The 24,642-nt window shown below is 43.3% G+C and carries 20 protein-coding genes and 1 pseudogene; 9 read left to right on the top strand and 12 right to left on the bottom strand.

Going from position 1 to position 24,642, the window contains the following annotated elements:
- The coding region (locus A8L45_RS21630; protein WP_139122448.1) for an SDR family NAD(P)-dependent oxidoreductase at nucleotides 1-290 on the top strand (290 nt) is incomplete at its 5' end.
- 268 nt (nucleotides 291-558) lie between these two features.
- On the opposite strand, the gene A8L45_RS21625 is transcribed toward A8L45_RS21630, so the two are convergent.
- The gene (locus A8L45_RS21625; RefSeq protein WP_068905434.1) at nucleotides 559-1,200 is read right to left on the bottom strand and encodes a hypothetical protein; all 642 of its coding nucleotides are present in this window, start codon (nucleotides 1,198-1,200) and stop codon (nucleotides 559-561) included.
- A 240-nt stretch (nucleotides 1,201-1,440) separates the two neighbouring features.
- Here A8L45_RS21625 and A8L45_RS21620 point away from each other — a divergent pair, with 240 nt between their 5' ends.
- Both A8L45_RS21620 and A8L45_RS21615 read left to right on the top strand, forming a co-directional pair.
- Entirely contained in the window at nucleotides 1,441-1,818 is a 378-nt protein-coding gene (locus A8L45_RS21620) for a DUF3653 domain-containing protein (RefSeq protein ID WP_068905433.1), read from the top strand.
- Between the two features lie 87 nt (nucleotides 1,819-1,905).
- Nucleotides 1,906-2,757, top strand: a complete 852-nt coding sequence (locus A8L45_RS21615) for a DUF4238 domain-containing protein (protein WP_083228478.1) — start codon at nucleotides 1,906-1,908, stop codon at nucleotides 2,755-2,757.
- Nucleotides 2,758-2,901: 144 nt separating this feature from the next.
- Here A8L45_RS21615 and A8L45_RS24735 read toward each other — a convergent pair whose 3' ends face one another.
- Nucleotides 2,902-3,105: a hypothetical protein gene (locus A8L45_RS24735; protein ID WP_175402054.1), complete on the bottom strand. Its 204-nt coding sequence runs from the start codon at nucleotides 3,103-3,105 to the stop codon at nucleotides 2,902-2,904.
- A gap of 1,283 nt (nucleotides 3,106-4,388) precedes the next feature.
- Between A8L45_RS24735 and A8L45_RS21610 the strand changes: the two genes are divergently transcribed.
- Nucleotides 4,389-6,353, top strand: coding sequence for a fatty acid desaturase (locus tag A8L45_RS21610; protein WP_068905431.1), 1,965 nt, complete (start codon nucleotides 4,389-4,391; stop codon nucleotides 6,351-6,353).
- Between the two features lie 62 nt (nucleotides 6,354-6,415).
- On the opposite strand, the gene A8L45_RS21605 is transcribed toward A8L45_RS21610, so the two are convergent.
- A complete protein-coding gene (locus tag A8L45_RS21605; RefSeq protein WP_068905430.1) occupies nucleotides 6,416-7,936 on the bottom strand; it encodes an aldehyde dehydrogenase family protein in 1,521 nt (506 codons plus the stop codon).
- A gap of 452 nt (nucleotides 7,937-8,388) precedes the next feature.
- Here A8L45_RS21605 and A8L45_RS21600 point away from each other — a divergent pair.
- Nucleotides 8,389-9,553 (top strand): annotated as a pseudogene (locus tag A8L45_RS21600) (nucleotide sugar dehydrogenase).
- Between the two features lie 43 nt (nucleotides 9,554-9,596).
- On the opposite strand, the gene A8L45_RS21595 reads toward A8L45_RS21600, so the two are convergent.
- From A8L45_RS21595 to A8L45_RS21555, 9 genes are all read right to left on the bottom strand, one after another.
- Nucleotides 9,597-11,330, bottom strand: a complete 1,734-nt coding sequence (locus A8L45_RS21595; protein ID WP_245680793.1) for an ArnT family glycosyltransferase — start codon at nucleotides 11,328-11,330, stop codon at nucleotides 9,597-9,599.
- Nucleotides 11,331-11,545: 215 nt separating this feature from the next.
- The gene (locus tag A8L45_RS25100; RefSeq protein ID WP_083228477.1) at nucleotides 11,546-11,800 is read right to left on the bottom strand and encodes a DMT family transporter; all 255 of its coding nucleotides are present in this window, start codon (nucleotides 11,798-11,800) and stop codon (nucleotides 11,546-11,548) included.
- Nucleotides 11,797-12,147, bottom strand: a complete 351-nt coding sequence (locus A8L45_RS21585; protein ID WP_083228476.1) for an EamA family transporter — start codon at nucleotides 12,145-12,147, stop codon at nucleotides 11,797-11,799. The genes A8L45_RS25100 and A8L45_RS21585 overlap by 4 nt, the downstream gene beginning before the upstream one ends.
- Nucleotides 12,144-13,814 carry a lipid IV(A) 4-amino-4-deoxy-L-arabinosyltransferase gene (gene arnT, locus A8L45_RS21580; RefSeq protein WP_068905429.1) on the bottom strand — a complete coding sequence of 557 codons (1,671 nt, stop codon included), beginning with the start codon at nucleotides 13,812-13,814 and terminating at the stop codon, nucleotides 12,144-12,146. The genes A8L45_RS21585 and arnT overlap by 4 nt, the downstream gene beginning before the upstream one ends.
- A gap of 42 nt (nucleotides 13,815-13,856) precedes the next feature.
- Complete coding sequence (arnD, locus tag A8L45_RS21575) at nucleotides 13,857-14,756, bottom strand: 4-deoxy-4-formamido-L-arabinose-phosphoundecaprenol deformylase (protein WP_068905428.1); 900 nt, start codon at nucleotides 14,754-14,756, stop codon at nucleotides 13,857-13,859.
- On the bottom strand, nucleotides 14,746-16,737 hold the full coding sequence (gene arnA / locus A8L45_RS21570) for a bifunctional UDP-4-amino-4-deoxy-L-arabinose formyltransferase/UDP-glucuronic acid oxidase ArnA (protein WP_068905427.1): 1,992 nt from the start codon (nucleotides 16,735-16,737) through the stop codon (nucleotides 14,746-14,748). Before arnA ends, arnD begins: the two co-directional genes overlap by 11 nt.
- A gap of 48 nt (nucleotides 16,738-16,785) precedes the next feature.
- A complete protein-coding gene (locus tag A8L45_RS21565) occupies nucleotides 16,786-17,802 on the bottom strand; it encodes a glycosyltransferase (protein WP_068905426.1) in 1,017 nt (338 codons plus the stop codon).
- Nucleotides 17,792-18,949 (bottom strand): aminotransferase class I/II-fold pyridoxal phosphate-dependent enzyme, encoded by a 1,158-nt coding sequence (locus A8L45_RS21560; RefSeq protein WP_068905425.1) that lies wholly within the window; start codon nucleotides 18,947-18,949, stop codon nucleotides 17,792-17,794. The genes A8L45_RS21565 and A8L45_RS21560 overlap by 11 nt, the downstream gene beginning before the upstream one ends.
- A gap of 318 nt (nucleotides 18,950-19,267) precedes the next feature.
- Entirely contained in the window at nucleotides 19,268-19,834 is a 567-nt protein-coding gene (locus A8L45_RS21555; RefSeq protein ID WP_068905424.1) for a recombinase family protein, read from the bottom strand.
- Between the two features lie 279 nt (nucleotides 19,835-20,113).
- Between A8L45_RS21555 and A8L45_RS21550 the strand changes: the two genes are divergently transcribed.
- The 4 genes from A8L45_RS21550 to A8L45_RS21535 all read left to right on the top strand — a co-directional run bounded on the left by A8L45_RS21550 (nucleotide 20,114) and on the right by A8L45_RS21535 (nucleotide 24,577).
- Nucleotides 20,114-21,541, top strand: coding sequence for an NCS1 family nucleobase:cation symporter-1 (locus tag A8L45_RS21550; protein WP_068905423.1), 1,428 nt, complete (start codon nucleotides 20,114-20,116; stop codon nucleotides 21,539-21,541).
- 281 nt (nucleotides 21,542-21,822) lie between these two features.
- Complete coding sequence (locus tag A8L45_RS21545) at nucleotides 21,823-22,272, top strand: superoxide dismutase, Ni (protein WP_068905422.1); 450 nt, start codon at nucleotides 21,823-21,825, stop codon at nucleotides 22,270-22,272.
- Between the two features lie 149 nt (nucleotides 22,273-22,421).
- Entirely contained in the window at nucleotides 22,422-23,147 is a 726-nt protein-coding gene (locus tag A8L45_RS21540) for a response regulator transcription factor (RefSeq protein ID WP_068905421.1), read from the top strand.
- A 44-nt stretch (nucleotides 23,148-23,191) separates the two neighbouring features.
- A complete protein-coding gene (locus A8L45_RS21535; protein WP_083228475.1) occupies nucleotides 23,192-24,577 on the top strand; it encodes a sensor histidine kinase in 1,386 nt (461 codons plus the stop codon).
- Nucleotides 24,578-24,642: the final 65 nt, after the last annotated feature.

Genomic DNA, 24,642 nt, shown 5'->3' with positions numbered 1-24,642 from the left:
TGCCTTGGCAGTCTCAGGGCGAGGCGAAACAAATACGCATTGCTTTGTCATACCGAATAGCAAAGGCAGCGCAAAATATGCTGTCGCTATGTATGGCGGATGATTTGGAGACCGATGGCATCAAAGTCATTGTTATTCACCCCGGTGCGCTCTTAACGGATATGGCGCCGCCCGATGCTGATCTCACGCCAAAAGAATCAGCAAAACGGCTATTAAACCTTCTTGAGAGTAACGCATTCAGTTCAAGAGAATTTATAAGTCTGGCTACTAGAGATCGCCTTCCTTGGTGATTAGGTGGGGAAGGGGTATACCTCCGGAGTGCAGGCGCTTAATGCGGATATACAGTGGTAGAAGACTTACATCTGATCGATGAGTAGTGGGAAGGCTGGAGAATGACCAAGGGTGGACTTGTTATTCCAGCTAATGAAGTTATTAGATGCGGACCGAATTATAACCGGGTGCTACCTTCTATCACTCGGGTGTGATGAAGATATGCGGGCGATACATAGAGTATTGAAGTACTGCCGAGTTCTCTGAAAATCATAAGTTATGAAGACCTCAGCTATTACAGTCTTCACCTAGCTTAGGGCTGTTTACATTGCCATGCTTTTTTAAAGCACTGTTTGCATAGTAGACGGATAATAGTATAGAACTTTGAATAAGTAGAACAATCCCAAACCCTATGAGAATCAGAGTAAGTGCTAATGATAACAGGGTATATTGATCAGCAACTAAAAATAGCCAAACACCAACTACGAGTACAGAAGCGCCTGCTAAAAGATTATAAATTGCTGATATACGATCAAGTATACTCATCTTGACTTTTAATATTTTTTTCTCCTTGACTTCAATTGAGTTTTGGCCAAGTTTTGCAATGCGTAATATGTGGCGAAATCCAACTCTTGGGTAGATCATTCGTTTTAACTCAAAAATATGTTCAAGCATTTTTGGGCTAACTTCAACACCATAAATTAGCCTGAAGTGTTCAACGTCAACTTCTTGTTTAAGATGTTCTCTTAATTCATCCGATATGTCGTCTGATATAGCATTCTTAAGTTTTAAGCTTCTCTTATTTCTGTGAGAGTCAAGAAACTCTGAGATCTTGTTTAGGTTAAAAAGTATCGTAACTGTAATTATGAGTGTGAATGTCAGAATTGGATCGAACTTTGCGTTTTCGATTAGACCAAGTATTGAACTCATTTATATTCCATAAATTTATAAAAACCGAAAATGATATACTACCAAATTATTGATTTAATTTGTATTTATTTACGAAGTGGAGTCTGAAAACTTCAAGTTAAATAGTATTTCTTGATTGGAGACTCGCATTATATCGATTTTACGTAAAATAGACTGCGATGCGAGTTAGTTTAAAAAATCTAAAAGTGAAATCTGATAATTTACTTCTGCTAGATGACTTAACGTGGAGTTTTAACGCTTATGTCTCCTAATATCACAAATAACTATATTTTCAGACGTTTTATATGCGGATTATCAAAAACTCAGACAGCTAAACTTTGTTTTAAAAGTGTGAAGACAGTCGAACACTGGGATAGAGGAAGGACGATACCGCCAGAGTGCAAACGACTAATGAGGTTACATACTGGTAGGGAACTCAATGGTGTAGATGATCAATGGGAAGGCTGGGAAATGACGAAAGATGAAATTGTGACTCCAGCAGGGCAATTACTCAATGCTGACCAGGTCATAACAGGGACATACTTGGTAAGTTTGAACTATGAAGAAGTTCGATTAGCTAAAAAAGACGCTTTAAAATTCAGTCGAATACTTTGTGGAAGAAGGAACGATAGCAATTAAGATATTATATTTCTATTGTTATTCAATGAAATATAATATAATTCAATTCAAAATGTACTCTAAGTAAGAAAGATTATAATACATAATATGGGCAGAAAAGCTTCTCATCATTTTATACCCGTCACATATCTATCAGAGTTTACAAAAGAAGAAAAAAGGAACTCTACATTCTGGTCAGTTCCTAATAACAATAGTAAGCCTTTTGTTACGTCACCTATAAAAACTTGTAAAAAAAGAGATTATTATACTATTGATCATCAGAACTCATTAATGGTTGAGGATTGGTACGCAAATGAAATAGAGCCAAAGATAAAGTCGGCTTTAGAGAGTGTTAGGCAAAATAAAACATTACCTGCTAGAGAGGATAGAGATTCTCTGTTGCTATTAGTGGCTACACTCTACATCAGAACTCCTTCTAATCGAGAAAGAATCGAAGCGCCACTCAGGATAGAGAGAGATATGGTGCAAAGTATGAGTGAAGACATAAATATATTAAACAAAAAAGACTTTGAATATAGTCAGACTGACTTAATAAAAATGGAATTGAAAATACTTAATATGGTTATGGATAATCTAAGTAAAAAGTATTATAGGTTATTCTATATTAAAGATGAGAATATAGATTTTATTACATCTGATGATCCATTTCACTTAACTCATCCATATGCTCATAAAAAAGGTTTCTATTATGGGCTCGGCACACCAAATACTATGCTAAGTATACCTGTAAACAGAAAGACAATTCTAGTAGGGATAAATGAAGAAGTTGTAGAGGGTACATACGTAGCAAATAAAGAGCTAGTTGGTGAGGTTAATACAAATACTGTATTACAATCTAGTAACTTCTTCTACACACCGAAGGAAGACGTTCTATTTATAAATGAGTATGGAAAACCTTATTTTCATAACATTTTGACTAGTAAAAAAACATTTTTTTAATAAGTTTTTTATAAGTAAACCGCCATTAGGCGTTTTACTTATTTGTGCTTAAATATTTAACTCAGAGAGCTGTGATTTCTTTTAATATTGCGCTTTTAGTCTTTTCACAATTAGATTTTGTGGCATGCTGTGATAACATTAAAATCATATCGAAAACATCAAAATCGTATCCTGCATATAGCTTTTTTGGTTGTTATAGCTTAGCTTCAGAGGTCGAGACTTCTGCGAAGGCTGAGCCAGATATAAGCAGCAGAGCAGTAACACAATCAGCTCAGTGAGAGTTCGGCTACATTGACGACGTAGCCAACGGATACGGTCAGAAAGCTTAAGAGCTGTTTTCTTATCCATTAAGATAATTGAGGTACACGGATCGGTCGGATCGATAGATGCTGAGAATTCGCAAATACCTGCAAAGTGTATCAACCGAGGCTTTTTTAGTTAGATTTCGTTGCGATACCAAAGCTTGCCATCGACACCTTGCTCAAGTGCCTTGTTGTAAACACATCAGTAGACCAATGAACGACGAGACCTAACGATGACGCCTTCATTAATAATGATTCATACTAAAACTGAGCCAAAGATGAAAAAGCGCAACGTGAATGGCAGAGTATCGTGGGAAAACTGCTGGGTCGGGATTCTAAGCTGGCAAGCCTTGCGGGGGCTGGGATTTTGACTTTGGGAAGCTTAAGACTTAAGTGCGCATTATCTATCTTATGTTAAATATGATAAATGTAGATTAGATGAATCAGAGAACGTCTTTTCAGTAGCAATATGCACCCCTCTTTTTACGTATCTTTCTCTAATTTTTACTCTTTAATGACAAATACGTATTTAACCCCTATTTACCATAAAATAGATAATTCGCTATTATTGATCTCCTTTACTTCGTCAGTCATTCATAATTGCTTCCATTATCAATACAACGATTTACATCAAAGGTGTTTCGTTCTGTCTGACGATATTGTCCAACATCGACGATTACCTCAACGGCCATGAGTTTTATGTGATTCTGAAAATGATGAGCCTGCAATTACTTTATTTGACGCTCAGTTTATTTGTTGCAACCTGCCGCAACCGTGAGCATCGGCTTATTTGGTCTTAATGAAAAATCTGTCTTCATTATTCTGGTCTTAATACCAGTTTTTCGTTTCTTTTTCTCCTTAAACCCTGAATTGCTTAGTAGAAATCTTACAGTTTCTCTAATCATCAATACGTCACTGTAAGCATATTATCCACAAGGTTATTTATACCTTTTTTATTTTTCCACATATTTTTTTCTTACCTATTTAATAATGTTAAATGCTTTTATTTCAATGATTTAAAGTAACTTAATACTAGGTGTTGAACCTTTATATCCCTCAAGTTTCATAAATGCTACAAGATAATAGAGTAAAAGCACTATTATTCTTTACGTATATGAAAAAGATGTTACTAAGTGGTTTCCAGAAAGATATTGGTGCATTGAGATACTTAGCAGGAATCGCTTAATTTATTGAAAGATATATTAATGTTACGAATCAAATATTTAACAAATTGATTTTTTCATGTCTCATTATTAAGTGAGATGTTTAGAGTTTTTAAACTAGTTTAAGTGGTGTGATTTACGAAACGCATTGCGTAGGAGTTAAACGATGAGTGAGATGAGTAATGAGATGGAGAAAAACTACTCTGATGTCTGGCAGCACTTCATGCCTGATATCGCTGTGGGTACCGTTGCTCTTTTCTTTGCCATAGTCATTGGTTACGTAATCACTATTTTAACCGCGCTGTTTGGCTATATGTCATATCCTATTGCTGCTGCAATATGCAGTTACCTTGCCTTCGCGAGCTTCACTGTGATGCATGACGCAGGACACGGTGGAATTATAAAAATGGGTTCGAAATTAAAACCATTAGAAGATGTACTTGGCTGGATATGCTCTGTGCCTCTTGTTCTTGTTCCGTATCGTTTTTTTCAGAAGATTCACGACAGGCATCATGCATTTACTAATGATCCAGACCGAGACCCTGATCATTTTACTTTCGGCAAACAGTGGTACATGGTTTTACTAAATTGCGTTTATATTCCCTTCCGATACCACTGGATGTCGGTGACCAGTTTACGCAATCTCAAGGTTTTCAGAGATACCTACCCGAGCACGATTGCTTATTTTGCGTTTATGTTGTCGGGCATCGCTATTATGGTGATGAATGGCTTCGTCATTGAATTTTTGACCTTTATTCTGATACCCGGAATCTTTGCTGTTATCGTTCTTCCACTATTTTTTGATTACATTCCACATCACCCGCATAAATCTCAGGATAGATTCCAAAATACGCGCATCTTTACTGGCCAGTTGTGGAATATTCTGTTGCTGGGGCAGAGCTATCACCTTATCCATCATCTCTACCCTCGCCTGCCTTGGTATAAATATCAGGATGTTTTCCATGAAGTCTTACCTGAGCTGGAAGCACAGGGCTCGCCTATTGAGAGTATTGGTTCAGGACCAAGGCCGGGATGGTTAAAGTCTCCTTTGGCGAGTGGTTTGAAAGACGGTGGTAAATCGATAAATATGTTACTCGAGGTTGCATCTATTGCGCCTGTCACTGATGACTCTGTGATGGTCTCTTTCGCTTTACCGCCGGGAGAGAGGCTCCAATATCGAGCTGGACAATACCTTACTGTGAGTAAATGGCTAAACAACGCTCACCAAACTCGCTGCTACTCTATTTGCTCATCGCCTGAATCCGGACTGCTGCAAATTGGTGTGCGAGAAACAAAAAAAGGATTGATGTCAGGATACATAAATCAAACACTAGAGTCCGGCAACGAGCTTATCGTTCGTGGGCCTTTTGGTACGTTTGCATTTCCTGCCTTGCATTCTCTGAACGTATCCAGATTGGTATTGATCGCCGGAGGAAGCGGATTTACGCCGATCTTATCGATTCTTGAGTCGGCTTTTCACCACAGAAATATCACGCATGTTGACCTCATTTACGCTAATCGCGATGTAAATAGCATCATGTTCCTTGATGAAATTATGGAGCTCAAAAAGAAGTATGGAGATCGACTGAGTGTTAATCATGTGATATCCCGTGACCCCGGGCAATCGCTTGGTGTGTCGGGGCGTTTGGATCGTGAAATGTTGCTCTCACTGTTGCCTGAATTATCTGGCAGTAACACCCACTATCAGCAGGACACAGATTTCTATATTTGTGGGCCTGAAGGCATGAAACAACAGATGGTTGATACCTTATCTGAGTGTAATGTCAGTGAGCCCCGTGTGCATGTTGAGGACTTTGTACCTGCCACAGCCGTACCCATAGGTGCGCAACATGAGGTAATAGTTAACCTCACGAATGGTAACAAATTTGTATTGAAGGTGGCGTCTAACCAAACGATTCTTCAGGTCGCCAATTCACTCGGCATCGGCTTGCCACATGCCTGTGGCAATGGAACTTGCGGGACGTGTAAATTTCGGGTTGTTGACGGCGAAGCGATAAAAATAGACAACAGTATTCCCGGTATTACAGAAGACGAGCAAAAGGCAGGATTTACATTGGTGTGTCAGTGTAAGCCTAACAGCCCCTTGGTCATCTCAGAGCAAACACATTAACGTTTTATCTATGCAGTAAACCTGAGCCACTTTGCTGTGACTCAGGTTTTTTCTCGGAGTGATTAGAAGAACCCAAGCGGGTTGACGTTGTGGCTGATCAAGACATTTTTGACATTCTGATAGTTCGACAACGCCATTTTATGCGTTTCTCTTCCTACACCGGAACGTTTGTATCCGCCAAATGCCGCATGGGCTGGGTAGGCATGGTAACAATTCACCCAAATCCGACCAGCTTGAACAGCTCTGGATACACGGTGGATTCTGTTGGTATCGCGAGTCCACAACCCTGCGCCGAGACCGTAGATAGTGTTATTCGCAATCTCCAACGCTTCTTCCTCTCGCTGGAATGGCGTAATACCTGTCACAGGACCAAAAATTTCTTCCTGAAACACTCGCATATCGTTGGTGCCACTGAGTATGGTTGGCTGAATATAAAAGCCTGAGTTTAATGCGTTAGCTACGGGGGCTTTCACACCGCCAGTCAGGACTTTAGCTCCCTCTTTTTCACCAATGTCGATATAACTCATTATCTTGTCGTACTGCTCGAGCGATACCTGAGCGCCCACCTGCGTATCGGTATCCAGCGGATCTCCCTGCTTGATCGTTTCGGCGCGGGCGACCACACGATCAAGAAACTTGTCATAGATGGATTGATGAACCAGCACCCGCGACGGGCAGGTGCACACCTCTCCTTGATTGAAGAAGGCCAGCAACATGCCCTCAATACATTTATCTGCGTATTCATCTTCGTAGTCAAAGATGTCGGGGAAGTAGATGTTAGGCGATTTCCCACCCAGTTCGACAGTTGACGGAATCATATTTTCCGCAGCGCAACGCATGATGTGTTGTCCGACTTCCGTGGAGCCAGTGAAAGCCACTTTAGCAATACGTTTGCTGCTTGCTAATGCTTGACCAGCCTCTTCACCCATGCCATTGACAATATTCACAACACCGTCAGGGATCTCCGGGCCAATCAGTTCAAACATTTTCAAGATAGAAACGGGTGTTTGCTCCGCAGGTTTGAGAACAACGCAGCAACCTGCAGCCAGTGCTGGGGCGAGCTTCCACGCCGCCATTAGCAATGGAAAATTCCATGGAATAATCTGACCGACTACCCCAATTGGCTCGTGCATGTGATAGCTCCAGGTGTCTGCATCCAGTGCTGCTGTCTGCCCTTCCTGCGCACGAAGCACACCTGCAAAATACCGGAAGTGATCGACGACCAGCGGGAGGTCGGCATTTATCGTTTCTCTTACTGGTTTCCCGTTATCCCAAGTTTCCACGACCGCCAACATTTCGCTGTTTTGCTCAATGATATCTGCAATTTTAAGTAGCAGATTGGAACGTTCGGTGACACTGCTAAGTGACCATGTGGGGAAGGCATCATGAGCGGCATCCAGCGCCAAATCGACATCCTCACTGGTTGACTTGGGTATTTGACAGATGACACTGCCATTCACGGGGGTGATGTTATCGAAGTATTGGCTTTTAACCGGTGGTACCCACTTACCGTTAATGTAGTTTTCGTATTTCGGTTTAAACGAAGCGAGCGCACCATCTTCGTTAGGTCTGACATAAATCATGGTTTTTCTCCTTAATGTCATATAACGAGGCACTGTTGTCCCGGCATCAAACCAAATCTTGCTGTCTCGAACAGCGGCGGAAACATGGGCACCCCGACTGATGAAGACTCATCAAATTACTTATCAAGATAAAGTACGCAACCATGCGCATATTAGTTTTGTTGAATTAACTTTCCCAAAATCGCTGCTCTTGCAGTAGCCTACGCACCGCTTAAAGTGACGTTGTCACTATGTGTGTCGTCTATTTAACGCTCAAAAGTACGTAAAAGACGACAATGATCGGGTTCACTGAATATATAAATGGTGATTAACAATTTTGAAACGCAAATGCTTTAGAAAATTGGCTTATAACAGGGGTGTTCGAAAAGAATCCCACTCTGCACCGTGAAAGAGAGAACAAAACGGTACTTATGGGAACCACCTGATTATTGACGAACTCTGGAGCATCTGACTTGAAAATTGCGATATCAGGAACTGGATATGTGGGATTATCTAACGCCATGCTGCTTTCGCAGCATCATGAAGTTGTTGCGTTAGATATTAATGAAGAAAAAGTTTCCCTGCTAAACAACCGGCAGTCACCGATTATTGACCCTGACATTCAACGTTTCCTGTCTGAGAGGGATCTTAATTTTACTGCGACATTGGATAAACACGCTGCTTATACCGACGCTGATTACGTGATTGTTGCAACGCCAACAGATTACGACCCAGAAAAAGATTACTTTAATACGTCATCCGTTGAATCTGTCATAAGTGATGTTTTATCTATCAACCCATCAGCGGTGATTGTCATTAAATCGACTGTACCAGTGGGCTTTACGCGAAGAGTCAGAGAGCATTTTGGTGTCGACAACATCTTGTTTTCCCCCGAGTTCCTCCGTGAAGGGCGCGCTCTGCACGATAATCTTTATCCATCACGGATCATAGTGGGTGAAAACAGTCCCCGCGCTCATACTTTGCCGAAATACTTGCCTGCGGCGCTGAAAAAGACGATATCGACGTCTCCTGACTGACTCTACCGAGGCAGAGGCCATTAAGCTGTTCGCCAATACCTACCTCGCTATGCGTGTCGCATACTTCAACGAGCTCGACTCCTATGCTGAAACCCACGGGCTGGACAGTAAAAATATCATCGACGGGGTGTCGTTAGACCCAAGGATTGGCAACCACTACAACAATCCGTCCTTTGGCTATGGCGGGTATTGCTTGCCGAAAGATACCCGCCAATTATTGGCTAACTATCGTGATGTACCAAACAACCTGATCAGAGCTATTGTAGATGCGAACAGTACCCGAAAGGATTTTATTGCAGAATCCATTTTGAAGAAAAAGCCACAGGTTGTTGGTGTGTATCGACTGGTTATGAAGGCTAACTCAGATAATTTTCGTTCATCATCAATACAGGGGATCATGAAACGAATAAAAGCCAAAGGTATCCGTGTGATTGTGTATGAGCCAGCCCTTGAACAGAGTCACTTTTATCACTCTGCAGTTTATGATCAATTGGACGATTTTAAACAAGATGCCGATCTTATCATTTCAAACCGTATGGTTGACGAGCTCAATGACGTCGCTGACAAGGTGTACACCCGCGACCTGTTTGGAAACGATTGATATCTGAATCAACACTTGGATAAAGGAGCCACAGGCTCCTTTTTTATGGTGTATTTATCATTGAATGCTCACCCACCAGCAGGAATATGGCATCCCCACCCTTGTTACCCCTTGGGTGCCCTTTTATCAGCACTTTAATATCGGTATCTGACGGCAACCCTATGTAGTCAACAGGCTCAGCATAGGAATTACCGCGCTCCATCAGCAGATACAAATACTCATCATCTTCTCCTGCCAGAATTTTGGCCGCTCTTTCTTTTTCAATAATCGGCACAGGCCAATCCTCAAACAGATAAAAGATGGAAGACATTGTCTCCGAGAACCGAATTCCTGCTGTCTTTTCCCGCATGTCTGAAGGGATTTGCTCCACAAACTCACTCAGGCCTTGCCGCATGTCTTTTGTGACATTAATGGCAGGGAACAAATGTGTCAGCGTCGAAGCAAAAAATATAGCGGTGATCACCGATAACTTTGTCCACGCGGGCCAACGCATTCTCTCCGTTACCAGCATGAGCATTATGCCCAGCGCGGCAACCAAGGTGGTGCCATGCCAGCTCGTTAACCACTGCATCAGACGTTCCGGGATTTTTTCAGCAGGTAACAAGTGGCTCCAAAAAGGCGTCACAATAAAAGCGCCAAGAAAAAGGATAAAGATAGCCAGCCAGCCCCGGCGATACCAGATAAACCAGCGCCCCTGTATTTTACTGACCGCATCAGCTGCCATTAGCGCAAATAACGGCATCAGTGGTGCCAGATACATAGAGCGTTTGGTTGCTGAGTAAGAGAGAATGAATATCGCCATACAGAACCAGAACAGCAAAAAACCATCAAACCAATTTACCTGCCGGGCATGAAACGCTTTAGCGAGAAAATAAAACCAGCCAACAAACAATATCGTCCACGGTAACGTGTACTCAATCAGCCCCTTCACATAATAAAAGGGTTTACCCGAGTGATCATGCCCTAGCCCACCTGTGGAAGCACCAGTGAAACGACCGATTTGGTTTTCCCAAAACCATTGATGCCAAAGCTCAGGAGATGCTTGTTGATAAAACGGATATACCCAAGCTGCAATCACTAGGCACATCACGCCGATACCAAGTATGTGGTAAATAATGTTGGTGGGAACACTGATTACATTTTGGGGATTGTTACGCGATAAAGAGTAGTGACGCAGAATAAGCGGACACCATGCAAGCCCGATACACAGAATAATAGCAATTGGACCTTTACTTAGAAAGGCAAGCCCGGTCATCATACCCGCTACCAGCAGGTATCTCGGCTTGAACAACAGATAAGCTTCTGCAAATGCCCAAATGGCAGCAATGGTCGTGAACATCAGAGCGGCATCAACGCGCAGCCAGTGAAAGTTCAGAATAAAGCCTTCAAACGTGGCGAGGATACTGACACTGATCCACGCGAAGTTCTCTCCTTTCACCAACCATGCAAGGCGATATGTTACCAATAGTGAACCAATACACAGAATCGCCAACGCTAGGTGGCCCGCCATGACCTCGTTCAACCCCGTCAAATGCATTAACACTGCGGCAAAGATAAAAAATAGCGGAGGCTTTTCGACAAAAGCAATACCGCCAAAACGGGGAATAATAAAATCCCCGGACACAAACATACTGTGAATGATGGCCGCGACTCTGGGCTCATCGGGTGTCCAGACATCGCGAAAGAAAAGGCCGCTGAACACCAACGCAGTAACGGCGATAATCAGATAAAGCCGCCAGTTTTCAGTTTCACTCTTATCCATTTTCTGTGTTGTCACGTAAAGCACTCCTTACTTAGTGAGACGAAAATACCAGCGGATAAATTGTCAAACTTCAGTTTTTTCCTTTACTGAAAAAATGATGATGAGACCGCTCAAAATCAGTGAAATACCAAGAACCTTAATCAAAGTGAATGTTTCAGCGAGTTCAGGTATCACAATCGAACCCACGTAGACAGCCACATAGCTCAGGCTTAAAATCGGATAGGCAAAACTCAGGGGTAGCGTTTCAGGGTCAATAACCAGAAAAACATAGACAAGGCGTAACACACTAAACCGAAAAAAATAGCAAGCAAAGGCGCTGATTCTAAGACAAAAAATTCGGCGATTGCGGATAAAGAAAAGAAGTCCGTAGTGGCGAAATTCAGCGACATCATGCCCCATTTCATCGCTAATTGAGCGACAGAAATCAGGGTAACACTACAAAGTGCCGATGCCAGTCCCTTTGATGTACCTTTGTCTTCTGTCATAGCGAGCTCCCCAGCAATGAGACGCCACTGAGGATCATCACACTTCCAACCCAATGCCTGAGAGACAGTGTTTCGTTAAAGCAATAACGCGAGATTAACAGCATGATGACAAAGTTGAGGCTGAGCATGGGATAGGCGATTGATACGCTCCAGTCTCGTAAGACTCCAAGCCAGCTGATTGCACTTAAACCAATAAATACCACTGACAACATCAAGGGTTTGGCAAGGATCTTAGCCTGCATCGACAAGGTTGGATGCTGTGAAAAATAGATGGCGGTTTTTTTCTGCCAGTATTGACTGCCAGAGCTCGAGGCAATGGAGATAAAAAATAGTAGCCAGGTGGTCACTCCGGCCTCCTGTGGAAAATAAATGCCTGAAAACGCCCTTGCTCGACAAACTTATCTGCTTTGGGGAAATCTCCGTCAGGGAATTCTGGACTGAGTCTGTCTAGGTCACGAAATTGGATCACAACAGAGGATTCTTTGCGTTTTCGTTGAACAAACTGAGACAGGTTTTCTAGTGGTATGAATCTCTGCCTAGCATCTGGATACGACAGGCCATACTCGACCTCCCCCTTGGCTCTGGTCAGATATATATCTGATCGCTTCAGGTACCAGTTGAACGCAGACATGTTGGACGGATAGTCCGACACAATGATGGTTTGGTCAGAAATATCTTCTGACAAACGCTCGATAAATCGCTCCGGGAGCTTGGAGTCAATTACGGTATCCGGTAATGCTGGGCCAAATGTAGTGAACAGTCCTAGAGGTGCCAGCATATGTGCGAATACCAATGATTCAAGGTTATTGCTCCGTTTAGATATCAGAACACAGCAAGCCCAAAACACCATTGCCGCTGTCAGTAACCAAGGTTTGTACCATTCATCAGGACCAAGTGGCAGATGCCCCAACGCATTAAGTAAGGGAAATGTGACGGCTAGCAGCAAGGCAATTGCGATATGCAGCAAAGAACCTGACGGAAACAGGTTTTTACCCTGTTGATTGGCACTGACTAAAGCATGAGTAATAAGAACCGCCACTGGTGCCATACAGGGCAGTATGTAGGTCACCAGCTTACCCTTTGACAGTGAAAAGAAGACCAGAGGTAAAAGGAACCAAAGTAAGGCAAAACGAATCAGTGGTGACAGATATTGCTTGTTAAATCCTGATAAACACGATGGCAGAATAAATAGCCAGGGTAAGATCCCGAGCAGAAGAAATGGCAGGTAATACCAAGACGGTGAAGCATGTTGCGCGTTATCTGCCGTAAAGCGTTTGATGTGTTCAATCCAGAAAAAGTAATGCCAGTAGTCAGGTTCTTGTTGGTGAATCGCGAGTGCCCAAGGAAGACAGATAAGGGTGGCTGCAATGATAGTGAGCCATCCATATATCAGTAACTGGTGCAACTGCCGCTGCCATATAGCGTAAGCGCCGACCACAATGACAGGCAGTGCTAACGCCAGAAATCCCTTGGTGAGTAAGGCGCATCCGCACAAACATCCCGCAACTAGATATAGCAAGATACGCCGTTGGGTATCCTGAGTATCCATTGCAAAATAGAAAGTAATAAATGTTGCGGTTAACCAAAACGACAACATACTGTCGAGTACACTGTAGGTGCCTATTGTCATGACCAGAAACAGACTCAGGTATACTCCAGCCGTTAACCAGCCCTGACGAACATTGGTTTCTTTACTGACTAACAAAGCAAGACAAAGTGCACTACCAAGTGCGCTTATTGAAGAAGCAAAACGGACCGCGAAATTATTCTCACCAAAGACCAACTGTGACAATGCATTTAGCCAGTATCCCATTACTGGTTTTTCGAAATAACGCAGACCGTTAAAGTGCGGAACAACCCAATCGCCCGTTGCGACCATTTCTCTGGAGATCTCAGCGTATCTGAGTTCGTCTGGTGACCATAAGGCAGGTTCCGCCAGTTGCAGCAAATATGCAACGATAAAGTAACTGAGCAGCAGAATAACCCAGTAATGGGCCTTATATTCTGAGTTCATGAAGTCATCCTTTCTGCATAAGCGTTTTATGACACACAGAGATTAAATCGAACTGGTTTGGTGCGACAACCAACCTTCCCTGCCCTCAGTTTCAATATTGGTGATCGTGTCATTGGGTAAATCGTCGAGGCTGTCAGGTAGTAACTCAGACAAAGGCACAAAAAATATGTTTCTCTCTTTGGCAAGCACAATGAGCTGTTCGAACTGACGCGCACAGACAATGCCCTCCGCTTCTGCGTGTATGGTATAGACGTTAAGTCTTCCCGGCTTGATATTGTCGAGGATCAACTGATTGTAATTACTGTCGGTGATACCGCCCTGCCCAATCACCTCGTCATACGTCGGCAAAGTAACGGGTATCTGGGGTGTACTCAGGCCCTGTGGGATAAATATGGATTGTCCGCGACAGTCGCTGTTGTATTTAAACGAAAAGGCTTCTTTCTCCGAAAGCGTGTCTTCATTACAGCGCCACCCCGCAACCGCGCTGCAGGTGACCGCGCCTTCCCCGAGCAGATCTGAAAGGAATCGATATCCCTTGGTCATTTCCTGCCTGAGCTCTGTTGGAGGCATAGTTTCTATTTTGGTTTGCCATTTGTGATGATCCCAGGCGTGGAGACCAATCTCATGTCCCTCTTGCTGACTTTGCGCCATCAGATACCCGAGTTTTACACCAATATTTGGGCCCGGCCACAAGGTGCCCTTGAGTAAAATGTCATAACCGTAAAGGCTACTGGCATTTGAACGCAGCATTTTTCTGAGAAAGGCCGGACGTAACAACCGCCAAAGATGACGGCCCATGTTGTCTGGTCCAACCGTAAAGAAAAAAGAGGCCTTAACTTTCTGACGCGACAAGATCTTCAGTAACTCAGGCACCCCTTTACGCGTTCCCCGATAGGTATCTACATCTATCCTCAGACCCACTTTGGTTGGCTCATTGTGCATTATCAAGCTCTTCCATCGCTTTCTTCAAAAAGAAGTCCAAAGTATGGGAAATAGTCACCTCAAGCTGAGTTGATGGCTGCCAGTCGAGGTACTTTTTCGCATTAGCAATACTGGGACGGCGGTGCTGTACATCTTGGTAACCGTCACCGTAAAAACTCTTGCTTTCCACCAAATTGAAGCCAGCAAAGGGAGGGAAATTTGACCTCAACGGGTGGTTTTCAAACTTGTCTACCAGAATTTCCGCTAATTGTTTGATGCTGGCTTCATTGTCAGGCGCACCGATGTTGATAATTTTTCCATTACACTGTCCCTGCTTGTTTTCGATGACCCTGAACAACGCCTCAATAGCATCGTCAATATCGGTAAAGCAGCGTTTCTGTTCACCGCCATCAATCAGTTTGATGGGTGAGCCCTCAACCAGATTAAGGATCAGTTGGGTGATCGCTCTGCTGGACCCAACCCGGGCGGAATCTAAACTATCAAGGTGAGACCCCATCCAATTAAAGGGTCTGAACAGGGTGAACTCGAGGCCTTCTTTTTGACCATAAGCCCAGATAACCCTATCCAGAAGTTGCTTTGAAGCCGAATAAATCCAACGTTGGCGGTTGATCGGGCCCAGGATTAGCGGAGAGCTGTCTTCATTAAATTCCTCATCCGTGCACATTCCGTAAACTTCTGAGGTCGAGGGGAAGATGATCCGCTTATTGTACTTCACACAACTTCGGACGATTTTTAGGTTTTCCTCAAAATCGAGCTCAAAGACACGAAGAGGGTTACGGGTGTATTCGATTGGGGTCGCGATGGCAACAAGTGGCAGGACAACATCGGATTTTTTAATGTGATATTCAACCCACTCGTTGTGGATGGTGATATCACCTTCTACGAAATGAAACTCCGGGTGGAAAAAGTGATCAGAAATTTGGTTGGAGTTCATGTCCATGGCGTATACCGTGTAATTACCGTCTTCAAGCAATCTGCGTGTCAGATGTGTACCGATAAAGCCATTCGCGCCGAGAATAAGTACCCGGGTCCGTTTTTTTTGCGCGATCATTGATGTCGGTGACGGCCCGAAATGCATATCTACGGCGAGATGGAGCTCCGAGGAAAGTTGATCTGCTGTCATAAACAGGCCCGTTTCGGGCTGACCCGACTCAATCACAAGAGTACCTTTGCCGCAGGCAATCGTCAGCGGTGTGAGCGAGACTACTGTACCCGCAGGCGCGTCAACGTGTTTTTCTTCCGCCCGCGCTTGCCAGATGATCACCTTCTTCTCGCCGAGAAACGTGAACGCACCCGGATAGGGTTCGGTGACGGCCCGGACGAGATTGAATATTTCCCGAGCGCTTTTTTGCCAGTCTATTTCACCATCAGCAGGTGTTCTCCGACCAAAATAGCTGGCTTTGGACTCATCTTGCTCAGTTGTTTCAATATTGTCCGTCAGGAAATCAGGTAATATCTGGTCAAGCATCGACCCTGCTTCACTAACCATGCGGTCTGAGAGTGTCAGTGCGGTATCTTCATCAGTGATAGCGATACGGCGCTGGCAGACAATGCCCCCAGCATCAGGTTTTTCTGTCATCTGATGCAGAGTGACGCCTGTCTCTGCCTCACCATTCACCAATGCCCAATTGGCTGGTGCCCTTCCCCGGTAGGCAGGTAAAAGCGAGCCATGTAAATTAAATCCTCCTGTGGGTGCACAGTTGAGGATTTGAGAAGAAATCATGTTCCGATAGTAAAAAGAAAAGAGGATATCGGGTTTCAATGCACGGATTTTATCAACCCAAATTGGATGATTGACGTCTTCAGGTGCGTAGACAGGAATATTGTGTGTCGCCGCCAGTCTGGCAACTGACTCAAAAAATACCGTTTCGCTACTGTCATCAATGTGAGTGAAGACGGCCTGTATCTCGATACCGCTATTGAGCAGGCTTCTTATACCTACACAGCCAAAGTTGTGATACGCAAAAACAATTGCTTTCATACTGAAAAATACGTCCCATTTTAAGTGTTTGCGGCTCTTTTGAGCTCGTTATGACGATGTCTCTTCCTGATTAGCGTGGCTTTTGTTGCTTTTCCTCAAGGGACTGACAGCTTCCCCTACATATACTCCTTCAACGAAAAATCTCGGTCTGGCCCTGACATCTGAATAAATGCGCCCTATGTACTCTCCGAGCAAACCAAGACCAATGAACTGCGCGCCAACGAAAATAAACAAAATAGAAAACAGAGTAAAAAGCCCGTCCCCCGCCCACTCCGCACCGAAAACAAGTCTCAACACCATCAAAAACAGGCCAAATGCAATGCCGAGAAAAGCAATAAACCCACCGACAATACTGAGTAAGCGAAGCGGCGCTGTCGTCATACTGGTGATGAGATCAAACATCAGGCCAATGAGTTTCATGGCGCTGTATTTAGAGTCTCCATCTGCACGCTCATCGTGCCGAACATCAATTTCTGTGGTGTAGCGGGAAAAGTTATTGGCCAGAATAGGAATAAAGGTGCTTCTCTCATGGCACGACAGCATGGCTTCAACCACGTGTTTTCGATAGGCTCTGAGCATACAACCGTAGTCGTTCATCTCGACCCCGGTGGATTTCTTCACCAGCATGTTGACTAATTTGGAGGGGTAACGGCGCAATGCGCTGTCTTGTCTGTTAAGTCTTACGGTCCCGACTGAGTCAAACCCTTTGTCGATTTCGGCAATCAGTCTGGGTATTTCCTCGGGCGGGTTTTGGAGGTCTGCGTCAAGCGTGACGACAACGTCCCCCCTTGTTTGCTCAAAGCCAGCCATGATGGCGCTATGCTGACCATAATTGCGGTTTAATATCACTCCGACAATATGGCTGTTGCTAGCTTCAGTCATTTCTTCAATGATTTTGGCACTGCTGTCACTACTTCCGTCATCCACCAAAATGACTTCAAAAGGCCGTTCCAGTTCCTCACAGGCGAGCAGTGTCCTTCGGATAAGCTCGGGTAACGTTTTTTCTTCGTTAAAAACAGGAATAACAATAGATATAAACTCAACAACTGGACTACTACTTTTCATGCTCACTCACGATTTGTTTTAGCGTTTGAATAACACGGTCGATATCGTTAAACGTCATATCTGGGAAAAGGGGTAAAGAACAGATCTGGCTGCCAACTCTCTCTGTATTCGCAAGCTCTGCATCAGACACTGTGTTTTCGCGATAATATTTTTGTTGATGCACAGGTCTAAAATGGATTCCTGCGCCAATGTTCCTAAGTTTCAGCGCTTCGATTAATTGATCGCGATTTATATGAGTTATCTCCGCATCCACCTTTACTATCATCAGATGCCACGCATGTCGGTGGTCGTAGTTAACCTCCGATAGAGGTGTGATGCCCGGAACATCTTTAAGACCGTTCAAATAATGCTTTGACAAGGAGCGTCGGCTGTCGTTGATTTTCTCTATCCGCGATAGTTGCCCCAGAGCAAGCACGGCGCACATATCCGGCAGATTGTATTTAAAGCCGGGCTCAATCACCTCCGCCTGAGGTTTTCGCCCGTGTGTCTGACGATCAAACGCGTCTACCGCTAATCCATGAAACTTTAGACGCCGGACTTTCTCAGCCAACGCAGCATCATCAGTCACGAATATGCCGCCCTCGGCCGATGTGACATTTTTAATGGCATGAAGAGAAAACAATGACGTGCCACTGCTACCTATTGGCTTGCCTTTATATTCTGTGCCCCACGCATGAGCGGAATCTTCAATGACAGCAATGTCATGTTGTTTGGCTAATTGATAGATGGTTTCTAAATCTGCTGGTGCGCCCGCGAAGTGGACAGGAATGATGGCTTTCGTCTTCTCTGTTACCAAAGAAGTAACCTGCAAAACATCTAACATCAACGTATTCGGATTAACATCAACGAAAACAGGCGTAGCACCGACAAGAGTGATCATATTGACTGTTGAAACCCAAGTCAGCGAAGGGGTGATCACTTCATCACCCGGACCAATTCCCAGCGCGAGCAATGTAAGGTGCATACCTGCTGTCGCACTGCAGAGGGCTACAGCATGTTTTGCTCCAGTCATTTCACATACTAACTGTTCAAGATCTGCACTTTTGGCCCCTGTTGTGATCCAACCACTCTTTAGGACTTTAACTACCTCTGTAATGTCGTGATCATCAATCGCTGGCCGCGACAAAGGTAAAAACGTCTCATCCATGTTCGATACCTACCAAATATTAGTTTTCAAAACAGATGCAAATAAGTTAACGATTTACCGACGTATTATTCACGCGTTCTGTCGGTGGAAATGAATTGAGATAAACCGACTTCTCGCTTTTATCGTGTCGGGTTTACTGCGTGACCTTGAGTGGCAGCACTGTGGCTATTCACAACTGGCTATTTATAAATGAAATGAGGAAGGTATGTTGTTTCAAATATTCAAATCGCCAAAACCAAACGATTATGGCGCAGTTAGTTAGGTAAACGTGTATAACTATTGATGTGGAGAGCAAAAGTTCTAATCGGCCAACCGACGCTATTTATCTACTAAAAACTCACTTTTCAGACGAGAGATGGTGCTGCGACTAACACCGAGCAAACGCCCAATCTCAGCTGCCGTTTTCCCTGCTTTGAGAAGAGACACAGCCTCGAATTTCTTTTTTTCGCTGAGTTTTGAAGGTCTGCCAACCGACACACCGACAGCACGTGTTGTATACGAAATATCTTCGTTTTGTCTCAATTCTGCGATAGACACTTCGAAGTCAATTAGACCCTGAAGAATTGTTTTTAGAGAAACATTTGCTTCTGGTGATGTGTCACACCATGGCTCCTCAATAGAACGGAAATATGCTCCTTTAATCTCTATTTTATTGAGGAGAGATAAAAGGTCTGCCTTACTCTCAGCGATGGTAAGCAATGACGTGGATACAACAGTATCTCCTTTTCGTATATGCATCAGAAAATCATTAAATTCCTGATCTAACGTTAGATTATTATGGTTATGAGTTTTCCATATTTTCTCACAACCGAGGCTCTCAAGTTTTGCTACCTGTAACTCAGTTTGATACCACTTGGACGATACCCTTGCATAGCCAATTTTCAAAACGGTCTCCCTTCCTAAGCCTCATAAAACTGTTAGTAATGTGTTTATTACTAACACATTAACAGAAACATATTCCTAGATGTTAGCACTGTAATTAAATCCTGCCCATATGCCTTTCACCTTGACAGTTTACAATTTGTAACTATTCTGTATACAAATTATGAACGCTTTTATGCACGGTATGATGCGTAAGACAACAAAGGGACTGTTAGAGGTAATAGGCAGTAATTAACCACTGAAAGCCGATGGCGCCGGCTACCATAAGGATGGAAATTAAACATGAAGGACGACTTAACAGTAAAAAACCAAGATCCTACACTTTATAATGAGGATCTTGCTCCTATTCCAGCCAAGGAAAGGAAGTGGGGTTGGTTTGAAATATTTAATGTCTGGTCAAATGATGTTCAGAGCCTTTTTGGCTACACGCTGGCCGCCTCACTCTTTCTCTCTTACGGCTTAAACGGCTGGGTGGTATTTGCCGGTATTATGATTGCGGGTCTGTTTGTTAACTGGCTGTGCAATCTGGTAGGAGAGCCAAGTGTTAAATATGGTATCCCATTTCCCGTTATGGCTCGTGCAAGTATGGGCGTCAGGGGTGCTAATTTCCCAGCAGTGATAAGAGCAATCGTCGCCATTTTTTGGTACGGAGCTCAAACTTATTTTGCCTCCACCGCCGTCGCACTTTTATTAAGCTCTCTCGCAGGCGGAAATGGCGATCCTGTCTTTTTGGGTATGAGCGGAATCGACTGGATATCGTTTCTCATTGTTTGGGGCTTTCAAATCTGGCTATTCTGGAATGGGATCGACTGGATCACCAAATTTCTTAACTTTGCCGGGCCGTTCGTCTACGCCGTTATGATTGTGCTTGCCGTCATTATTTGGGTAAAAGCGGGTGGCGGCCTCATGTCTGAAATGGGGACAATCTTCTCAGGTACTGGTGACTATAAAGGAGGCACCTTTTCAGCATTTATGGCAGTGGTTGGTACTATGATCGCCTACTTTGCCGCAGTTGTCATAAATTACGGTGATTTCTCACGATTCGTTAAATCACAGGATGAAATGAGAAAAGGGAATTTTGTTGGTTTGCCGCTTAATATGGCATTTTTCTCGCTAATCGCACTGATCGTGACAGCAGGAACCGTCGCTATCTGGGGTGAAGCTCTGACAAGCCCGACGGATATCATAGAGAAAGTTGATTATCTTCCACTGACATTATTGGCTGCGATTCTGTTCTTTGCTGCAACTGTTGGTATCAATCTAGTCGCTAACTTTATTCCTCCTGCTTATGACCTCGCAAACTTAATGCCAAGTAAAATAAATTTTAGAGTCGGCGGCATCATCACCTCTGGTTTTGCGTTAGTGATCGGTGGTTTATGGGTTTCCACCATCAGCCAAATTGGTATCTTCAATTTTGTTAATACATTAGGTGCCATTCTTGCACCCTTTTACGGCATCATGATTGTCGATTACTACATGGTCAAAAAAGGGACCTTGGATGTTGAAAGTCTTTTTTCTGCCGACGAAAACGGAAAATATTATTTTGATAATGGCTGGAATCGCAAAGCACTTATTGCTTTTGCACTTCCCGCTATTTTCTCTGTACTGACAGTCTGGTTACCATCGTTGTCTTTCCTCGAGGGGTTCTCTTGGGTTATCGGTGCAGCATTGGGCGGTGTGTTGTACTACGGTATCGCCAATAATAAGTAAACTGACTTTAACGACTACATCTGTTTATTAATTAATCAAGTGGGAAGATTTTATCTCCCACTTTTTTATTAATCTCTTTATCGACGTCTGAAGACAGTATTGATGGCATTCTGCATTTGTATATATGTATTGCTATGAAATAGCACTTATATAATTATTTTAATTGCATATTTCCCTTACTCAATGATGAGACGAGTTAGTTCTCATTCCTTTGATAGTTTCATGGGTATATTTCAGTGAATCCTCATTGAATGTCATGTCGCTACACAGTAAGGAATGGAATGATGTCTTTAAAAAGATTACTGCCTCTTGGTATTTTATTATCTTCGGTCTCCTTTAATGCTTTCTCTCACTGTCAAATCCCTTGTGGAATTTACGATGATCACGCTGAAGTAAAAAGTATGTTGCTGGATGCAACGACAATAAAGAAAGCAACAACCATGATTGCGTCTTTGTCTGTCAAAAATGATGCGCAATCGAAAAATCAACTTACTCGGTGGGTCGTAAATAAGGAAAACCACGCACAGAGTGTTATCGATTCAATCAGTGACTATTTTTTGACTCAACGCGTTAAACCCTCCTCTAAAGATTACACTGAGCGTCTAGTGAGGCATCATGCGGTTATTGTGGCTGCGATGAAAGCCAAGCAAAATGCAGATGGTAAATTTGCTGACGAACTTTCTAAAGCTATTAATGCCTTGTCGACGTATTATCCCGAGCATAAACATTAAACTTATATAGTTAAGTAATAGTCTGCATCTGCGCTCCAAACGGAGCGCTTTTTTTTGCTTTTTCGTGCAACTGAAAATTTTGTTTGGAGATTGAAATTTTTTTAGCTCTATCCCGTTCTCTTGCTTTAGACCTAGAGAGAGGGACTGATATGAGTTTCAACATTCTTGTACTTGAAGACGATGACGATATCGCAACACTACTGACGATGCATTTAAAAGTGCTTGGGCACTCGGTACTTCGCGTTACATCAATGGCTGATGGACATGAAACGATGGCCAATAATTCAATTGATGCAGTGGTGCTCGATAGAGGTCTTGACGATGGAGACGGCACCTCATTCTGTAAAGAATTGAGAAGGAAAAAGAATGGTCTACCCGTGCTGATGCTTACTGCCAGAGACAGTGAGTCAGATGTGGTGGATGGGTTGGAGTCTGGAGCTGATGATTACCTTACAAAACCCTTTAGCGTGGTGCAATTCCAGGCGAGACTCCGGGCATTACTCCGACGTACGATTCACGATTCCTGGCAAACTGATAACACAGACGTTCGTTCAGAAGAAGAATCGTCAAATTCATCAGTATTGGTATTTGATGATCTCACTATCAACTCCAAAACCTTCTCAGTCTGCCGCGGAGAGGTCGACATTTCACTGACAGCAACTGAATTTGCTGTATTACTGTTGATGGCCAAACATCCGGGCCAGGTCTATTCAAAAGACGCTTTGTTAGAAAAAGTCTGGCAGACCAAATTCGAAGGGTATAACCACGCCGTTTGCTGCACCATAAACAGGTTGCGATCTAAGCTTGAGGCGACTCCTGACAAACCGAGATATATTCAGACGGTTTGGGGCGTTGGCTATAAATTCACGGCTTGAAGATTAACGATGAGCGTTAGAACAACAAACGGTATGTGCAGTTGATGATTAACTTTCGTGGCACCTTGATCATTTCGACACTTATCTGGTTTGTCGTATCTTTGGCGGGTTTGACGCTTATCGTTTACTACTTTTGGCAAAATAGTGAATTCAGAAGCCAACAGGAGCTTCACAAAGAGTTAGCTGTTCACATGCGTGATGACAATCCAATCTTTGAAGGTGATGACTACAACAAAGAATCTTTAGGGGAGATTTTCCACACGCAAATGCTTCTCGGCCCGGACTTTGAATTTTATATGTTGGACGAGAACGGGAAAGTGAGCTCATCAGCCGGTGGTAAAAGCCCAATAATTGATGATTCCGTTGATTTAGCGCCTATCAATGCTTTTTTGGAGGGAGAATCACTTCCCATTCTCGGAGATGATCCCAGAAACCCGGTCGACAAACGCGTATTTTCAGTGGCACTTGTTCAAAATGACAGTATGAAGGGTTACCTTTATGTCGTGATTGGCAGAAAACATGCTGAAGCAAAATCAAATTTAGAGAATTATCTCCCCTTCGGGTACCTTGGATTTATTATTCTTTTACTGATTTTCATGTATGTTTATGTCGTATTTCAACTTGTGGTTATCAAGCTAATAAAACCATTACAGAAGATGATTTCAGAGGTTGAAAAGGCTGCAGGAAATGGCTTTCGCATTACCCCTCCTTTGTCCATATCAACGCCTGAGTTACAGCCATTTGCTGAAAAATACAGAGATATGGTGTCACTGATTCAGCAACAGTTTATTGAAATTAAAGTTCAAGAAGCTAAACGTGCAAAACATATGCGTCAGGTACAACATGACTTGAAAACCCCTCTATCAAATGTACTTGGCTACCTTGAAACGTGGCGAATACACCATGGGGAAGACGATCCGCTTATCGAAACATCATATAAAAATGCGCAGACCTTACACGAACGAGTCAACCAGCAGCTAGTTGTGGCAAAGCGTCCTCAGTCTGAGGTTGAACTGGCAATGACTACTCTTTCTGTAAGGGGCATGGTGGATGAGATAGCCGAACGTTTTAATCTGGCAATGTTAAAAAAATCCCTGAGGTTAGAGACCGTATTAGACGAAGAAGCCCATATTGTCGGTGACCCTCAACTGTTGAGTCGGGTATTTGATAACTTGATGGAAAATGCAATTCGACACTGCCCTGAAAACAGCACAATAAACTTCACTGTACGCCGAAACAAAGGAAAAGTAGATTTCGCGGTAACCAATATTATTGCTGGTAACTCAGTCAGTGGTACATTTGGCATCGGTATACAAATTGTGCAAGCGATTCTTAGTCTTCACCAGAGTATCCTTGAGAATCATATATCTTCTGATACCTACACTGCCCAATTTTCTCTAACTGAAAAAATAAATAAGATAAAAAGCTAAAAAAAGGAAGTTTATATTCTCTACTTGAGATAAATATCCATTATTTAGATAGAAAATATATTTAT

Source organism: Veronia pacifica (genome assembly GCF_001707825.1).
In the GTDB taxonomy this organism is placed as follows: Bacteria; Pseudomonadota; Gammaproteobacteria; order Enterobacterales; family Vibrionaceae; genus Veronia; species Veronia pacifica.
Note: the sequence above shows the minus strand (reverse complement) of the source record. Positions and strands in the feature narration are given on the sequence as shown.

Coding starts and splice junctions, on each gene's coding strand:
- A8L45_RS21625 (WP_068905434.1), bottom strand. CDS start 1,200: ATGAGTTCAATACTTGGTCTAATCGAAAACGCAAAGTTCGATCCAATT.
- A8L45_RS21620 (WP_068905433.1), top strand. CDS start 1,441: ATGTCTCCTAATATCACAAATAACTATATTTTCAGACGTTTTATATGC.
- A8L45_RS21615 (WP_083228478.1), top strand. CDS start 1,906: ATGGGCAGAAAAGCTTCTCATCATTTTATACCCGTCACATATCTATCA.
- A8L45_RS24735 (WP_175402054.1), bottom strand. CDS start 3,105: ATGGATAAGAAAACAGCTCTTAAGCTTTCTGACCGTATCCGTTGGCTA.
- A8L45_RS21610 (WP_068905431.1), top strand. CDS start 4,389: ATGAGTGAGATGAGTAATGAGATGGAGAAAAACTACTCTGATGTCTGG.
- A8L45_RS21605 (WP_068905430.1), bottom strand. CDS start 7,936: ATGATTTATGTCAGACCTAACGAAGATGGTGCGCTCGCTTCGTTTAAA.
- A8L45_RS25100 (WP_083228477.1), bottom strand. CDS start 11,800: ATGACAGAAGACAAAGGTACATCAAAGGGACTGGCATCGGCACTTTGT.
- arnT (WP_068905429.1), bottom strand. CDS start 13,814: ATGAACTCAGAATATAAGGCCCATTACTGGGTTATTCTGCTGCTCAGT.
- arnD (WP_068905428.1), bottom strand. CDS start 14,756: ATGCACAATGAGCCAACCAAAGTGGGTCTGAGGATAGATGTAGATACC.
- arnA (WP_068905427.1), bottom strand. CDS start 16,737: ATGAAAGCAATTGTTTTTGCGTATCACAACTTTGGCTGTGTAGGTATA.
- A8L45_RS21565 (WP_068905426.1), bottom strand. CDS start 17,802: ATGAAAAGTAGTAGTCCAGTTGTTGAGTTTATATCTATTGTTATTCCT.
- A8L45_RS21560 (WP_068905425.1), bottom strand. CDS start 18,949: ATGGATGAGACGTTTTTACCTTTGTCGCGGCCAGCGATTGATGATCAC.
- A8L45_RS21550 (WP_068905423.1), top strand. CDS start 20,114: ATGAAGGACGACTTAACAGTAAAAAACCAAGATCCTACACTTTATAAT.
- A8L45_RS21545 (WP_068905422.1), top strand. CDS start 21,823: ATGATGTCTTTAAAAAGATTACTGCCTCTTGGTATTTTATTATCTTCG.
- A8L45_RS21540 (WP_068905421.1), top strand. CDS start 22,422: ATGAGTTTCAACATTCTTGTACTTGAAGACGATGACGATATCGCAACA.
- A8L45_RS21535 (WP_083228475.1), top strand. CDS start 23,192: ATGATTAACTTTCGTGGCACCTTGATCATTTCGACACTTATCTGGTTT.